Raw genomic sequence first — 15545 nt, forward strand, 5'->3', positions numbered from 1 at the left:
CAAAGATCAATCCGTCGCTCAGAAGCGACTTTATTAATATATCATTCTCACAACCAGATGTCAACAACTTTTTAAAAGATGTTTTTCATCACTTCATTGTGACGACCTTTAATATAATATCACCACATTAAACAGCTGTCAACAAGTCCATCAAAAAAATATCAAAAATAAAAACAGCCGCTTTTATTACGGCTGTCATCCTTATATTACCCACGTTTGAATGGCTACAAGAGCAAACAATCCCGGTATTCCTAAGAAACCGGATATGGCTGAGGTGGCAAGGTTTATGGGTACATGTATGCCGAACTGGTTGCCAAACGCATTTAAGAAAAATAGAAAGAGTGCTCCTATTATCAGCTTAATGGCTCCCTGCCCGATTAATCTTACCGGTTTTACAGGCGCCCCAATAAATAGAAGCAATAATATTAATCCTCCCAATATGGAGATCACAACAATAGGATCCAAAAGAAAAATCCTCCTCTCAGGAAACTTGTACTATTAATTTATGAATAACATGTACAAAAAAGACCTGAGAGAAGGACAAGTGTATTGATTTTATTTATAGTTTTAAATCCTTTGGTGTACGAAGCTCTAGAAACTTACATACGGACCTTTACATTCCTGTTTTTTGCTTCTTTAAATAGAAAGAAGTACTTCGCTTCAGCCAATTTTGCCTGGCTGATTGCTTCAGGGGATGGATCAAAGCTTTTTTCTACCAATGACTTCTGATTGTTCCATTCTGTTTTTAACCCGTTCAGCTGATGTAATAGCTTCTCGTCGAATTCTTTGCGAAGCCATCCTTTTTTTCGAAAAAACATGGATCCCGCCTCCGTGTTTAAACTTCTCGTCGCCCTTCTAACGCTTTCGATAAAGTTACTTCGTCAGCATACTCCAGATCTCCCCCTACCGGAAGGCCATGAGCGATGCGTGTAGCCTTTATGCCAGACGGCTTAATCAAACGGGAAATATACATGGCGGTAGCTTCCCCTTCAATATTTGGATTGGTGGCAAGAATAATCTCTTGTACCGTTTCATCCTGAAGCCGCTTTAATAAGTCAGGGATATTGATATCCTCAGGCCCAATCCCATCCATCGGAGAAATCGCACCATGGAGGACATGATACAAGCCGTTATATTCTTTCATCTTTTCCATAGCAATGACATCTTTAGGATCCTGCACAACACAGATTACCGTTCTGTCTCGCCTTTGGTCCTCGCATATATAACATGGATCCTGATCAGTAATATGGCCGCAGACAGAGCAGTAAGTTAAGTTTCTTTTAGCATTCACAAGTGCCTTTGCAAAATCGAGTACGGTATCTTCTTTCATACTCAAAACAAAAAACGCCAGACGTGCAGCCGTTTTCGGGCCGATTCCGGGCAATTTCATAAAGCTGTCTATTAGCTTTGATATTGGTTCAGGATAATGCATGTATATTTTCCTCCTATAAGAAAAGGAAAAGCGCCGCGAGCATGACAGTCTGCTGATTAAATCAGACTTTGTTCGCTGACGCCTGGCCTGTCTCTTCCCTGAGTTCTGCTTTTTGCCAGTGCAGCACGCAAGAAAGATTTTTTCAGGAACTTTCCTTAAAACATTCCTGGCAGGTTCATCCCTTTAGTAAATTGGCCCATTGTATCGTTTGTTAAGTCTTCTGCTTTTTTCAATGCATCGTTAGTAGCAGCAAGCACTAAGTCCTGAAGCATTTCAATATCTTCTGGATCTACTACTTCTTCTTTAATATTCACTTCTAAAACTTGTTTGTGTCCCGACACAATAACGGTAACCATTCCGCCGCCAGCTGTTCCCTCAATTCTCTTTTCGCCTAGCTCTTCCTGTGCTTGAGCCATCTTTTTTTGCATTTTTTGCATTTGTTTCATCATATTTTGCATATTTCCCATTCCACCGCGCATTTGTACATACCTCCAAATATTTTTATTCTTTAATCTCAATCAACTCAGGACCGAAAAGCTTTACTGCTTCAGATACATGAGGCTCTTCCTCACTTTTGCTGAAACCTTCGCCTGCATCTTCACCGTCACGCTGGTTGCGCACGAATTCCTCCCTGACCTGCTGCCATTGGTCATCAGGTATGCCTACCAGCTGAATTCTTTTTCCTAAAAGTTCAAATAACACGTTAGCCAATGTTTCTAAAAATCTGCTATTATCCATTGCCATTTGGCAGTGAATTTCATACTTGAATTTGACAATAAGGGCTGTTTCTGATGCTGCAACCGGCTCAGCCTCATTTAAAAGGGCAGCCTGAGAACGCATCTGATTATGGACAAGCCGATCCAGCATTTCTCCCCAGCGGCTTTTTATAGCAATCAAATCATTTTTTGTGGCTTGTTTAAGAACCTCTTTTACTTTGCCAACAGGTGCCTGGAATCCTTTGCGGGAGCTCCTTTGGGGCTTTTTCTGCACAGCCGCCGATGCAGCACCATCTTCTTTTGCCATAATACCGTTTTTCTTTAATTCTGTCAGTTCATGTTCCAGCCGTTCTATTTTTTGCATTAGCGGCTTGATGTCTGCAGATTCCCCAGACTTCTCTGTTTTTTCAAGCTGGCACAGCTTCACAATAGCTACCTCAAGAAAAATTCTTGGGTGATTTGTCCACCGCATTTCCTGTTGTGCTTTATTTAAAACCCCAATCAGCTCGTAGAGTTCTTCTGGTTCCATTTCTTGTGAAAGCTGCTGGAAATCATCATCAAGCATGACTCTCTCTAAAGATTCCTCGAGCCTTGGAGCCGCTTTGTATAAGAGCATATCCCGGTAATAGAGGATAAAGTCTTCAATAAAACGAGACGGATCTTTCCCCTGGAAAAGAAGTTCTTCAAGAAACTCAAGACCTGATGCCGCGTCCCTTTCCCTTACAGCTCTTGCAAGTTTATTTAAAAACCCCTGTGATACAGCACCTGTTACAGATAAAGCATCCTCTACAGTCACCTTTTCCTGGCTGAAGGAAATCGCCTGGTCAAGCAAGCTCAAGGCATCACGCATTCCACCTTCTGCCGCTCTGGCGATGATCTGCAAAGCCTGTTCCTCACAGGCTGCACCTGTTTCATCTACAATTAGCTTCATTCTCCCTACGATTGCCTGTGCGGTGATTCTTTTAAAATCAAAACGCTGACACCGGGAAATGATGGTAAGGGGAATCTTGTGAGGTTCAGTAGTCGCCAATATAAAAATAACATGCTTTGGCGGCTCTTCAAGAGTTTTTAGCAGGGCATTAAAAGCTCCAATGGAAAGCATATGCACTTCATCCACAATGTAAACCTTAAACTTTACAGCATTGGGTGCATATTTAACTTTATCCCTTATGTCCCTGATTTCCTCTACACCATTATTGGACGCAGCATCAATTTCAATAACATCAGGTATCGAACCATCAGTAATTCCTCTGCAGGCTGCACATTCATTACATGGTTCGGTTACCGGTGCCTTCTCACAGTTAACGGCCTTGGCCAGTATTTTAGCTGCACTCGTTTTACCGGTTCCTCGAGGACCTGAAAACAAATAGGCATGTGATATCTTCTGCTGAAGCAGGGCGTTTTGCAAAGTCTTTGTCACATGTTCCTGCCCAACAACATCTATAAACTGCTGTGGACGCCAAACACGATATAAAGCTTGATAACTCATTGATACGCCCCCTTCCTATGTATAGTCCTTCATCTATTATAACGTATCTAATTTCCTTTTTACAAAAGGTAGAGCAAATAAAATTCACTAATCTTTAAAGCACTTTTGCACACACAAAAAACTCACCCTTTGCAGGATGAGTTTAATATACAATATAAACTGCCGTGCACCTTCCGTCGACTGACGCCCATAGGCGTTACTTAAGCAGTTAGCTCGGCCCAGGCAACCCTGCGGCACATGGGAGCGTCCACTTAATGCTGCTTCCTTCCGGACCTGACATGGTTCATGGATTCCCATTGCGCAGGACCCAGGCGTCAACACCACTTACTTAAGGCAGGCCCTACAGGACATCAGCCTCGGGAAGGGATTCAGCCTCGCTAGAGCGGATTGCGAGTACAGGGCACCGCTACCTCCCCGCCTAGCACGGCAAAGTTGATACCATATTTAGTTGCGTCTTATCCGACGCATTTATAAGTATACTAAGATTCAGCTGAAAAAGCAATGCCTATCCATTGTCAATTCCTGTATCATGTTCCAGCTCCCGCAATTGCCTTTTCTTTTTCTCTTCCTTTTTCCGCTTTCTCAGTTCCCTGAAAAAGTTTGAGAGCAGTTCACCACATTCTTCCTCAAGCACACCAGCCACCACCTCGCTCTGGTGATTGAAACGTTCGTCCTGCAAAAGATTCATAAGAGTGCCGGCACATCCGCCCTTAGGATCCTTCGCACCATAAACAACCCTTTTAATGCGTGATAAAATGATAGATCCTGAACACATGGGGCATGGCTCCAGTGTCACATAAAGGACTGCATCCTCAAGTCTCCAAGTCCCCAGCTTTTTACAAGCTTGATCAATTGCGAGCAATTCAGCATGGGCAATGGCATTTTGGTTGGACTCCCTTAAATTATGGGCACGTGCAATAATTTCACCATCCAAAACAATTACAGCACCGATTGGAACTTCTTCCAGCCCTTCAGCAATTTTAGCTTCCATAATTGCTTCACGCATATACAATTCTTCTGCAGTGCCAGCTGCTTGCTTCAAATGACTTCATTCCTTCTTCTTTTTTATATGTATCTAAATCTAAATCCCTGTGTAAAAGCTGAAATGTAACCAAAAATAACAGGGAAGGAGTGATTATATGAGAAAATCACAGCAAATCTCGCCTGCATTAATTATTATAGACATGATTAATGACTTTAATTTTAACCATGGAAGGATACTTGCTAAAAAAGCATTGGAGATATCAGGGCCAATTATAAAATTAAGATCGGCATTCCATGAACAAAATCTGCCGGTCATTTATGTAAATGACCATTATAACTTGTGGCAGGCTGATCTGCACACGATTATAAACTATTGTAAAAATCCGCTAAGCGAACCTGTCCTTCGCCAGGTTCATCCAGCGCAGCATGATTATTTTTTAATAAAGCCAAAGCATTCTGCTTTCTATGGAACTGCGTTAAATACGCTGCTCCATCAGCTCGGAGTTAACACACTCGTCATGACCGGAATTGCCGGCAATATTTGCGTTCTTTTTTCCGCCAACGATGCGTATATGAGGGAATACCTATTATACATCCCGCATGATTGCACAGCCTCCAACGATGACCATGATAACGAAAACGCCCTTAAGATGATGGAAAAAGTATTGAAGGCAGATATAACTTCCTTTGCTGAAAGTAATTATAGCATTTCTTCTATGTTTTCTTCATAACTGTGTAAATTGCAGGCTTACCATTACTGCTAACACGAAAAGTGGTAATATAAATGGTTGAATAAAACAGCTCTCGTTTACAGGAAGCTGTTTTTTCATTATTCGGAAATCTGTCAGTGATTTTCTTATTTCCATCCTTAATTCCATATCCCTTCCACCGTATAGTGTGTTAAAATAATTTTTGTGTCGTTTTGAACGTAACGTATTGATTTTAAGCAAATATCCTGTCTAATATAGTTGAATTAAATAGAGAAAAGGCAGAGTAGGAGGACAATCTTATGGGGGGAATACCTTTTATAACAGTTGAGGGGCCGATTGGCGTTGGGAAAACATCTCTCGCTAAAGCGATCTCCGAAAAGTTTCAGTATGCACTATTAAAAGAAATTGTTGATGAAAATCCTTTTTTAGGAAAATTCTATGAAAACATTGAAGAATGGAGCTTCCAAACTGAAATGTTTTTCCTCTGCAACCGGTATAAACAACTGGTTGATATAAACAATCACTTCTTAAATCAAAATAAGCCTGTTGTGGCTGATTACCATATATTCAAAAACTTGATTTTTGCACAGCGTACCCTGAACCAGAATGAGTACCAAAAGTACTTAAAGATATACGATATCCTTACCGGCGATATGCCAAAGCCAAATGTCATTATTTATTTGAATGCCAGTCTTGAGACATTGCTCGACCGAATTGAGCTAAGAGGCCGCGAAATCGAGAAAAATATTAGCCCGTTATATTTAGAGCAATTATCCCTTGATTATGAAACTGCTATGAATGAGTTCGAAAGGCAGCACCCTGACGTTCCAGTCATTCGTTTTAATGGCGATGATCTGGATTTTGTTAAAAATGAAGCAGACTTAATGCATATATTCAATACACTATCCACATCATTAAAAAAGAGGAGCATACAATTATGAATCTAAGGCAAAAATACGAGATTCCCTCAAATTCCGTTATTACAATTGCAGGAACGGTCGGAGTCGGGAAATCCACGATGACCAATGCACTTGCGAACGCACTCGGGTTCCGAACATCTTTCGAAAAGGTAGACACGAACCCTTATCTTGATAAATTTTATGCAGACTTTAATCGCTGGAGTTTCCATTTGCAGGTTTACTTCCTTGCTGAGCGGTTTAAGGATCAAAAAAGAATCTTTGAATATGGCGGTGGCTTTGTCCAGGATCGTTCCATATATGAAGATACTGGCATCTTTGCTAAAATGCATTTTGAAAAAGGCACAATGTCCAAAGTAGACTACGAAACGTATACAAGCTTATTTGATGCAATGGTCATGACACCATACTTTCCGCACCCTGATTTGCTTATTTACTTGGAGGGCTCGCTTGATGATATTCTTTCACGCATCCAGGAGCGCGGCCGCCCGATGGAACAGCAAACTCCCATTGCGTACTGGGAAGAAATGCATCAGCGTTACGAGAATTGGATCAACAGCTTTAACGCATGCCCTGTCCTCCGCCTGAATATCAATGATTATGACATTATCCAAAATGAGCAATCCATTGAGCCAATTGTTGAACGTGTTTCTTATTTTCTCAGACAAACTCAATTATTAAAGAAATAAACCGCTTAGAAGCGGTTTTTTTTGTACCTTTAAAAAAGGATACAAAAAAACCACTGCATAAGCTGCAGCGGTTTTATGTATCTCCAATATTTATGCGCGTGTTAGATGTCAATTAAAATGGAGGAGGAAAGGGGATTCGAACCCCTGCGCGGTTTGACCCGCCTGTCGGTTTTCAAGACCGATCCCTTCAGCCAGACTTGGGTATTCCTCCGCATCGACAAGAAATAATATACCACCTCTAAAAAAAGATGTCAACATATTTTATAAAAAAAACGAGCGGGTTTTTAGGCCCGCCCAAAAATGAAGATTATGGCTTAATGACTTCACGGTTACCCATGTAAGGACGCAATACTTCCGGAATAATGACACTTCCGTCTGCCTGCTGGTAGTTTTCCAAAATGGCTGCCACCGTGCGGCCGATCGCAAGGCCAGAACCATTTAAGGTATGAACATGTTCCGGTTTGCCTTTAGCCTCGCGGCGGAAACGGATATTTGCACGTCTTGCCTGGAATCCTTCAAAATTACTGCAAGAAGAGATCTCCCTGTATGTGTTATAGCTTGGAATCCAAACTTCTATATCATACTTTTTCGCAGCCGTGAATCCGAGGTCGCCAGTACACATGCTCATGACTCTATATGGAAGCCCCAGCATCTGAAGTACCTTTTCTGCATGGCCTGTCAGCTTCTCCAATTCATCATAAGACTCTTCCGGCTTAACAAACTTTACAAGTTCCACCTTGTTAAATTGATGCTGCCTGATTAATCCGCGTGTATCGCGTCCTGCAGATCCAGCTTCTGAACGGAAGCATGCACTGAATGCCGCATAATTAATCGGAAGCTCCTCGCCAGTCAAAATCTCTTCTCTGTGCATATTTGTGACAGGCACTTCTGCCGTAGGAATTAAGAAATAATCTTCGCTTTCAATTAAGAATGCATCTTCTTCGAACTTCGGAAGCTGTCCCGTTCCTGTCATGCTTGCGCGGTTAACCATGTATGGAGGAAGCACCTCTTTATAGCCGTGCTCTTCCGTATGCAAATCAAGCATGAAATTGAATAAGGCACGCTCCAGGCGAGCCCCCAGACCTTTATAAAATACAAAGCGGCTGCCTGTTACTTTGCTTGCACGTTCAAAATCAAGCAGGTCCAAATCTGTTGCAACATCCCAATGCGCTTTAGGTTCAAAATCAAATTCACGGACATTTCCCCACTTGCGGATCTCCACATTGTCATCCTCTGTTTCGCCAACAGGCACGCTCTCATGTGGAATATTGGGGATGCTTAGCAGTAATTGATCCAATTCTTCCTCAACCGTACGGAGCTCCTCATCCAGTGCTTTAATTTTATCGCCAACTTCTCTCATTTCGGTGATTAAATGATCCGCATCCTGCTTCTCGCGCTTTAATGCAGCAACCTGCTGGGATACTTCATTTCTTTTGCTCTTCAGCTGTTCAGCCTGAACGATTAACTCTCGCCTTTTTACATCGAGATCCTCAAACTTTCCGAGGTCTGTTAAATCTTCTCCCCGATGCTGAAGCTTATTTTTCACTTCTTCAAAATTAGCTCTTAAATACTTAATGTCCAGCATTCTTTAAAACCTCCTGAGTATAAAAAATGATTAAAACACAAAAAACTCCCGTCCCCAAAAAAGGGACGAGAGTTACCCGCGTTGCCACCCTAGTTGAAAGCTTAAGCTTTCCACCTTAAATCCATAACGGTTTTAACCGAAGGCACTTACTTATCTTAGCAGTAAAACTGCTGCCGATTGTTCCATGCCTTGCTCGAGGATGGATTCGCAGGGTTTATTCACCGGTTCCCACCAGCCACCGGCTCTCTTCAGAACAAATTCCTGTTACTAGTTCCTCTCATTGCTTTAGCTATAAGAATTTTTGTAATTCATAATGTACTACAATTATGTTCCTTTTGCAACCAAAATATTCAAAATTAAGATTGCTTATATTCTTTGATCATCTCAATGAAATATTCCGTAAGGCGATGATCATCTGTAAGCTCTGGATGAAATGAGCATCCAAGGAACCGGCCTTCACGGGCAGCCACAATACGGTTATTGTGTTTAGCGAGGATTTCTACATTTCCCCCTGCTTCAACAATATGCGGAGCACGAATAAAAACTGCTGCAAAATCCTCGGCTACTCCAGCGATATCAAGATCTGCTTCAAAGCTTTCTCTTTGGCGTCCGAAAGAATTTCTCTCAACCTGAACATCCATTACACCAATATGCGGCTCTTCATAACCAATTACGTTATTTGACAAAAGGATCAAGCCTGCACAGGTTCCGAACATCGGCTTGCCTGAACGTGCAAATTCCTTAAGACTATCCATAAAATCATATTTATCAATCAGGCGGCGCATTGTTGTACTTTCACCGCCAGGCAAAATAAGCCCGTCCACCTCTTCAAGCTGCTCTTTGCGCTTAACGACTACAGCTTCTGCACCGCATGCCTCAATAGAGCGCACATGCTCTCTTACAGCACCCTGCAGCCCTAAAACTCCAACCTTTATCATACCTATTCTCCTTACCAGCCGCGCTCCTGCATACGAGCCTCAGGAGCCAATGAAGCAATTTCGATTCCCTTCATTGGTGTGCCAAGCTCTTTTGAAAGTTCAGCAATTAATTTATAGTCTTGGTAATGTGTTGTTGCTTCAACAATAGCACGTGCAAATTTAGCCGGGTTCTCTGATTTGAAGATACCAGATCCGACAAATACACCGTCAGCTCCAAGTTCCATCATCAAAGCCGCATCTGCAGGTGTTGCCACACCGCCTGCTGCAAAGTTTACGACCGGAAGGCGCCCAAGGCTTCTGATTTCCAAAAGAAGCTCATATGGCGCTCCCAGAAGCTTAGCTTCAGTCATTAATTCATCTTCATTCATACCAACAACCTTGCGCACCTGTGCATTCACCTTACGGATATGACGAACAGCTTCGACAATATTTCCAGTTCCAGGTTCGCCCTTTGTGCGAAGCATGGATGCTCCTTCGCCGATACGGCGGGCAGCTTCGCCTAAATCACGGCAGCCGCAAACGAAAGGAACTGTATAATCTCTTTTGTTAAGATGGTATTCTTCATCAGCAGGAGTTAAAACTTCACTCTCATCTATGTAATCTACACCCATCGCTTCAAGCAAACGAGCTTCAACAATATGTCCGATACGCGCCTTCGCCATTACCGGGATTGAAACTGCGCCCATTACTTCTTCAACAATACGCGGGTCTGCCATGCGCGCCACGCCGCCTGCCGCACGGATATCAGAAGGAACACGTTCTAGTGCCATTACCGCTACTGCACCAGCTTCTTCTGCAATTTTTGCCTGCTCTGCGTTAACAACGTCCATAATGACGCCGCCCTTTTGCATTTCTGCCATTCCACGTTTAACTCGATCTGTACCTGTCTTCATGTTTATCCCCCTTCATAAATACCATCTGCTATTGATGGGTTAAATATTAAGATAAAAGTAATTTTTCAAAAAAAGGAAAATACAATCTTTTACTCGGAATTTTCCCTATTGAAAATATGCAATGAAAAAGGGCTCCTGTCAAGACAGGAAAGCCCTTTTCTTAAAACCAACCTTTTACAGTTGAGGAAACACTGCCCCAAACATCTCCAAAAAAACCGCCGATGCTCCGCATCGTAAGGACAAACCAGTTTGCTTTTTCAACATTTTCAGCAGCTACCACATCTACTTGAATATTGCCTTTTCCTTTATCAGACAAGAATTCCAGCTTTCCATCCTTGGCAGACTCTAGAGTTAAATAGCCAATCTTTTCTCCTTTTTTAATAGGAGCCGTTAATTCGCCATCTTCGTTTAATTTCTTTTTATCAAGGACAAGGACTGGTTTATAATTTTCTTTTTCACCATTCTTTACAACCATTTCAATCGGATCCTTGGATACGATCTTTACCTTATCTTCTTTTCCTTTTACTACAGGAACAGTTTTCTGCCCTTTTACCTGGTAGTTCTCAGGCACAATTTCTTGTTTCGCAAAGTTGCTGAATCCATAATCAAACATTTTCTTTGTTTCATCAAATCTTGATTTATATGTTGCCTGTCCATTCTCACCTTTGGCATTCATAACGACACTTATAAAACGGCTGCCATCTCTTAGGGCAGTACCAGTAAAGCAGTATCCGGCAAAATCAGTTGTACCCGTTTTAAGGCCATCTACGCCTTCATAGCCGAATACAAGCTCTGGAAGCATCCAATTCCAGTTGTCCATCTTAATTTCATCATCAGTACCCTCTCTGAACTTCTTTGTAGGGGTACTGGCTGTTTCCAATACTTCAGGGAATCTGTTAATTAATTCTTTAGCCAGCATAGCTGTAGCTCTTGCTGACATCACATTCTCTTCTTCAGGTCCGCCTGCAGGAGGAGTTCCTTTTAAATCACGGTTATTCAAGCCTGTTGAATTTACAAATTTATAATCTTTCAAACCAAGTTCTTCAGCTTTTTCATTCATCATTTTGACGAAATTCGTTTCTGAACCTGCAATCGTTTCTGCAATCGCAATCGTAGCGCCATTAGCAGAGTAGATTGTCATCGCTTCATATAACTCACGAATATTGTATTTCCCGTCCCTGCGTAAAGGCACATTGGATAGTGCTCGATCTTGCGAAACCTTCCACACATATTCACTAACGGAATATTCCTGTTCCCATTTTACTCGGCCTTCTTCAACAGCCTCAAGGAGCAAGTATTCTGTCATAATCTTTGTCATACTGGCAATCCCCAGTACTTTATCTGCATTTTTTTGATATAAAATCTTTCCGGTCTCTGCATCTACTAAAATAGCAGCATCAGCATTAATATTTAAAATATCTTCTGCATTCGCTTTATTTATACCAGGCAAAAGACTTAATAACATGACCAAGGCAAGGAATCCAGCAACAGACTTACGATAAAATGTTTTTTTCAATTTACTGCCCTCCAACGTTTTAATACACTTTTGTTATTTTATCATAACTCTTATTTAAAAAATAGATAGAGTAATTACCTATTCCTGCCTTATGGAAATGGCATGTTAGACCCACTTCTTTTATTAATATTTTCCTAGTTCCTTTTCCTATTCTTTCATTCATAATAAAATGCTGTTTTCGCAAAGTTTGTTGCTTACAAACTAGTTTAATTACTGAGTTGATTGGAGNNGAGCTCAGTTCCTCCCCGCGGGTTCGCTGCGTGACTGGAGCGGAAATCAACGGGCTATCTTTAGAGTCCAAAAACAACAATCTATACAAAAAGAGCCTAAAAAAAACAGAAAAGGTTTCCCTTCTCTGCTTTCATAAAGATTATAATGAGTAATTTGGCGCTTCCTTTGTAATCTGCACATCATGAGGATGGCTTTCCCTTAAGCCTGCACCTGTCATTTTAATAAATTGTGCATTTTCACGGAGATCCTTCAAATCCTTTGTCCCGCAATAGCCCATACCTGAACGAATTCCTCCGATAAGCTGGTAGATCGTCTCAGCAAGAGGCCCCTTATAAGCTATGCGTCCTTCAATTCCTTCTGGCACAAACTTTTTATTGTCTTCCTGGAAGTAACGGTCTTTTGAACCTTTTTCCATAGCTGCGACAGAGCCCATGCCTCTATATACCTTGAAGCGTCGCCCTTGGAATATTTCTGTTTCACCAGGGCTTTCAGAAACTCCGGCAAGCAAGCTTCCGAGCATCACCGCATGGCCGCCTGCTGCCAAGGCCTTCACGATATCTCCTGAGTATTTAATGCCCCCATCAGCTATGATTGCTTTGCCATGCTTGCGCGCCTCAGTTGCACAGTCATAAACAGCTGTAATCTGTGGAACACCTACCCCTGCAACAACACGTGTTGTACAAATAGAGCCTGGTCCAATTCCTACCTTCACAATATCTGCACCTGCTTCAATCAAATCCTTTGTAGCTTCAGCGGTTGCAACATTTCCTGCAATAATGGCCAAATCAGGATATGTATTGCGAATTTCACGTACTGTATCCAGGACACCTTTTGAATGGCCGTGAGCTGTATCCACCACAATGACATCCACATGGGACTTAACAAGCATTTCAACCCGCTTCATTGTGTCGCCAGTAACTCCAACTGCAGCACCTGCCAGCAGGCGTCCGCGTTCATCCTTTGCAGAATGCGGGAACTCAATAACTTTTTCAATATCCTTAATTGTAATTAATCCTTTAAGAACTCCATCATTATCGACAAGCGGCAATTTTTCAATTTTATGCTTTTGAAGTATTTTTTCTGCTTCGTCTAATGTTGTTCCAACAGAAGCAGTCACAAGGTTTTCTTTCGTCATCACATCTGAAATTTTAATCGAATAGTCCTGAATAAAGCGGAGGTCACGATTTGTCAAAATGCCAACAAGTTTTTGTTCCTCAGTGTTGTTTACAATTGGAACACCGGAAATCCGGTATTTCCCCATCAAATGCTCTGCGTCAAATACTTGTTGTTCTGGAGTGAGGAAAAATGGGTCTGTAATAACGCCGCTTTCGGATCGTTTTACTTTATCTACTTGATCCGCCTGCTGTTCAATGGACATATTCTTATGAATAATTCCCAAGCCGCCCTGGCGTGCCATTGAAATGGCCATTTCTGCTTCTGTAACAGTATCCATCCCGGCACTGATTATCGGGATATTGATTGAAATCTTTTCAGTCAAGTTCACTTTCAGGCTAACATCGCGCGGCAATACCTCTGATTTCGATGGAACAAGCAATACATCATCAAAAGTTAAACCTTCTTTTACAAACTTAGTTTCCCACATCTTTTTTGACCTCCTGGACTCAAAAATATTATTAGTAGGTTATCAATTGGACAAAATACTGTCAAGAACAGATTAATATGTTGGATTTTTCTAAAGATTCGGAGGTTTTACTATGATTCACCCTTATGACCATGAAAGCTCCTTTTTATATTTTTTTTCAGCCAGCACTTCACAGGAATTTTTAAAAAACTGTTATCAAAAACTTAACCTGGAACAGGCCGAACAGAAAAGTTACGAAAACAGCTATCCTTTTATATACTACCTTGAACATGGACAAGTATACTATGAGCAGGCAGAGAAGGCACCTTTAATCATCAAGCCGATTCTCTTTTTTTATGGACTTGTCCATCTGATAAAAGCCTGCATTTTGACGGTCGATCCTAATTACCCTGAAACAACCTCTGTTCTGGCTCATGGTGTTTCAACCCGAAAAAGGAAAAAACAGCAATATAACTTTTTTCAGGACGAAGTGAAATTTCAAAAAAGCGGCCTCTTTCCCTATATGGGTGAAAAAATGTTTCACATGAAACATTTGGAAGGCGAAAAAGCAACGATGGGGGAGCTGTTCAGCCAAATACCCGAACTAAATTATTTATACAGTCAGACTGAAGGAAGAAATACTTTTCTTGAAGTGGAGCAGATGAAGGATTCATTTAGAATGCCCAAAAAGATTTTGGATTGTTTCCATATGACTGAAAGCCGATTTGTAGATTACCTGCAATCAAAATCGGACACTAAAATTGGATTACAGGGATCTGAGGATTCAATATTGAGCTTTGTTATGAGAGATATTAATACATATAATTATAAGCCATTAAGATATAGCCCAGAGAATAGCAAGTTCTACTTCCCCCTGGCCAAGGAAGGACTTATTGATTATCCAGAGCTGCTGATCCATTATTTATTGCTTTACAACTTAAGCATGATCGCCCGCTATGAGACCGAATGGTGGAGCGAGCTAATTAAAATGATGCCAAATAAAGACTACCCATTTATCCAATCTTTTCTCCAAGTTACGGCTAAAAAGGGACCGTATTTGATTTATCAGTATTTAGTTGATAAAAAGTAAGAAGGAATTTATATTTTTAATTATTTCGAAATAACTAAATACCTTTTTTATTTGGGTCTGTTAAAGTTGCCTGCTGATTTTCGCTACAGGAGCGCAGCGAACCACTGGCGTACCGACGCTCCTCAAGCATTAAACCTGAGGGAGCTTCCTTTGCCTCGCTGCTTCCGCTGCACGTTGGATCTGCATTCTCAAATGAACACCTTACGAAGATTTTTAGCATCTTGCACCTTCCATTCCAATCAACAGGCTGCAAATATCAACAATGAGCTTTTTATTTAAGGCGCATTCATCTTGAGGGATCTGTTTAGTTTGGAATAATGATAAAAAAGCCACCCATTGTATTAGATAATTCAAAAAGGCTATAACATTATACATTTTCATTGATACGGTTCGATGCAGCCCCAAAAGGCGCCATAGAGCCAACTGACCGATATATCGAAGAACTGACTGATAAAATGGAATTCTGACCGATAAATCTAAGAAAGTGACCGTTATTCCCTATAAAGCAGAGTGAGTGACCCCAAAAAAAGTGTCTACTTTAGAGAAATAAGCGATATTTATAAGCTAAAAATAAATAAAAACACAAAAAGAGCACCCATCAGGTGCTCTTTCACTTTGCCCGGCAGCGTCCTACTCTCACAGGGGGACAGCCCCCAACTACCATCGGCGCTGAGAAGCTTAACTTCCGTGTTCGGTATGGGAACGGGTGTGACCTTCTCGCTATCGCCACCAGACTATTTGATTTGAAGAAAGTTCATTCCTTCAAAACTAGA

Annotated in this window: 15 protein-coding genes, 1 tRNA gene, 1 rRNA gene, 1 other RNA gene and 1 other annotated feature; of the genes, 4 read left to right on the top strand and 14 right to left on the bottom strand. The window is 41.4% G+C overall.

Annotated elements, in window-relative coordinates; translation table 11 throughout:
- Positions 1 to 201: 201 nt before the first annotated feature.
- From J7I93_RS24670 to tadA, 7 genes are all read right to left on the bottom strand, one after another.
- Positions 202 to 465, bottom strand: coding sequence for a pro-sigmaK processing inhibitor BofA family protein (locus J7I93_RS24670; RefSeq protein ID WP_214729545.1), 264 nt, complete (start codon positions 463 to 465; stop codon positions 202 to 204).
- Between the two features lie 134 nt (positions 466 to 599).
- Entirely contained in the window at positions 600 to 818 is a 219-nt protein-coding gene (locus tag J7I93_RS24675) for a YaaL family protein (protein ID WP_214729547.1), read from the bottom strand.
- 17 nt (positions 819 to 835) lie between these two features.
- Positions 836 to 1432, bottom strand: coding sequence for a recombination mediator RecR (gene recR, locus J7I93_RS24680; RefSeq protein WP_214729549.1), 597 nt, complete (start codon positions 1430 to 1432; stop codon positions 836 to 838).
- Between the two features lie 155 nt (positions 1433 to 1587).
- The gene (locus tag J7I93_RS24685; protein WP_035333488.1) at positions 1588 to 1911 is read right to left on the bottom strand and encodes a YbaB/EbfC family nucleoid-associated protein; all 324 of its coding nucleotides are present in this window, start codon (positions 1909 to 1911) and stop codon (positions 1588 to 1590) included.
- 22 nt (positions 1912 to 1933) lie between these two features.
- The gene (gene dnaX, locus J7I93_RS24690) at positions 1934 to 3637 is read right to left on the bottom strand and encodes a DNA polymerase III subunit gamma/tau (RefSeq protein ID WP_214729551.1); all 1704 of its coding nucleotides are present in this window, start codon (positions 3635 to 3637) and stop codon (positions 1934 to 1936) included.
- 162 nt (positions 3638 to 3799) lie between these two features.
- Positions 3800 to 4064, bottom strand: an RNA gene (gene ffs / locus J7I93_RS24695) — signal recognition particle sRNA large type.
- 78 nt (positions 4065 to 4142) lie between these two features.
- Entirely contained in the window at positions 4143 to 4679 is a 537-nt protein-coding gene (gene tadA, locus J7I93_RS24700; RefSeq protein WP_214729553.1) for a tRNA adenosine(34) deaminase TadA, read from the bottom strand.
- Between the two features lie 97 nt (positions 4680 to 4776).
- On the opposite strand from tadA, the gene J7I93_RS24705 reads away from it, so the two are divergent.
- The 3 genes from J7I93_RS24705 (at position 4777) to J7I93_RS24715 (ending at position 6937) form a co-directional block, all read left to right on the top strand.
- Entirely contained in the window at positions 4777 to 5352 is a 576-nt protein-coding gene (locus J7I93_RS24705) for a cysteine hydrolase family protein (RefSeq protein ID WP_214729555.1), read from the top strand.
- A gap of 278 nt (positions 5353 to 5630) precedes the next feature.
- On the top strand, positions 5631 to 6272 hold the full coding sequence (locus J7I93_RS24710; RefSeq protein ID WP_214729557.1) for a deoxynucleoside kinase: 642 nt from the start codon (positions 5631 to 5633) through the stop codon (positions 6270 to 6272).
- Positions 6269 to 6937, top strand: coding sequence for a deoxynucleoside kinase (locus J7I93_RS24715; protein ID WP_214729559.1), 669 nt, complete (start codon positions 6269 to 6271; stop codon positions 6935 to 6937). The genes J7I93_RS24710 and J7I93_RS24715 overlap by 4 nt, the downstream gene beginning before the upstream one ends.
- A 118-nt stretch (positions 6938 to 7055) precedes the next feature.
- On the opposite strand, the gene J7I93_RS24720 is transcribed toward J7I93_RS24715, so the two are convergent.
- From J7I93_RS24720 to guaB, 6 genes are all read right to left on the bottom strand, one after another.
- Positions 7056 to 7148: transfer RNA gene (locus tag J7I93_RS24720), tRNA-Ser, on the bottom strand.
- A gap of 96 nt (positions 7149 to 7244) precedes the next feature.
- A complete protein-coding gene (gene serS, locus J7I93_RS24725) occupies positions 7245 to 8522 on the bottom strand; it encodes a serine--tRNA ligase (RefSeq protein WP_214729561.1) in 1278 nt (425 codons plus the stop codon).
- A gap of 58 nt (positions 8523 to 8580) precedes the next feature.
- Positions 8581 to 8812, bottom strand: a binding site (T-box leader).
- A 66-nt stretch (positions 8813 to 8878) separates the two neighbouring features.
- Positions 8879 to 9460: a pyridoxal 5'-phosphate synthase glutaminase subunit PdxT gene (pdxT, locus tag J7I93_RS24730; RefSeq protein WP_214729563.1), complete on the bottom strand. Its 582-nt coding sequence runs from the start codon at positions 9458 to 9460 to the stop codon at positions 8879 to 8881.
- A gap of 11 nt (positions 9461 to 9471) precedes the next feature.
- A complete protein-coding gene (pdxS, locus tag J7I93_RS24735) occupies positions 9472 to 10353 on the bottom strand; it encodes a pyridoxal 5'-phosphate synthase lyase subunit PdxS (RefSeq protein WP_110067933.1) in 882 nt (293 codons plus the stop codon).
- A gap of 160 nt (positions 10354 to 10513) precedes the next feature.
- Positions 10514 to 11818 (bottom strand): D-alanyl-D-alanine carboxypeptidase family protein, encoded by a 1305-nt coding sequence (locus tag J7I93_RS24740; protein ID WP_214729569.1) that lies wholly within the window; start codon positions 11816 to 11818, stop codon positions 10514 to 10516.
- Between the two features lie 421 nt (positions 11819 to 12239).
- Positions 12240 to 13703 carry an IMP dehydrogenase gene (gene guaB / locus J7I93_RS24745; RefSeq protein ID WP_214729565.1) on the bottom strand — a complete coding sequence of 488 codons (1464 nt, stop codon included), beginning with the start codon at positions 13701 to 13703 and terminating at the stop codon, positions 12240 to 12242.
- A 112-nt stretch (positions 13704 to 13815) separates the two neighbouring features.
- Here guaB and J7I93_RS24750 point away from each other — a divergent pair, with 112 nt between their 5' ends.
- The gene (locus J7I93_RS24750; RefSeq protein WP_214729567.1) at positions 13816 to 14772 is read left to right on the top strand and encodes a YaaC family protein; all 957 of its coding nucleotides are present in this window, start codon (positions 13816 to 13818) and stop codon (positions 14770 to 14772) included.
- A gap of 617 nt (positions 14773 to 15389) precedes the next feature.
- Here J7I93_RS24750 and rrf read toward each other — a convergent pair.
- Positions 15390 to 15506, bottom strand: a 5S ribosomal RNA gene (gene rrf / locus J7I93_RS24755).
- Positions 15507 to 15545: the final 39 nt, after the last annotated feature.

It is taken from the genome of Bacillus sp. ISL-47 (assembly GCF_018613175.1).
Lineage (GTDB): Bacteria > Bacillota > Bacilli > Bacillales > Cytobacillaceae > Cytobacillus.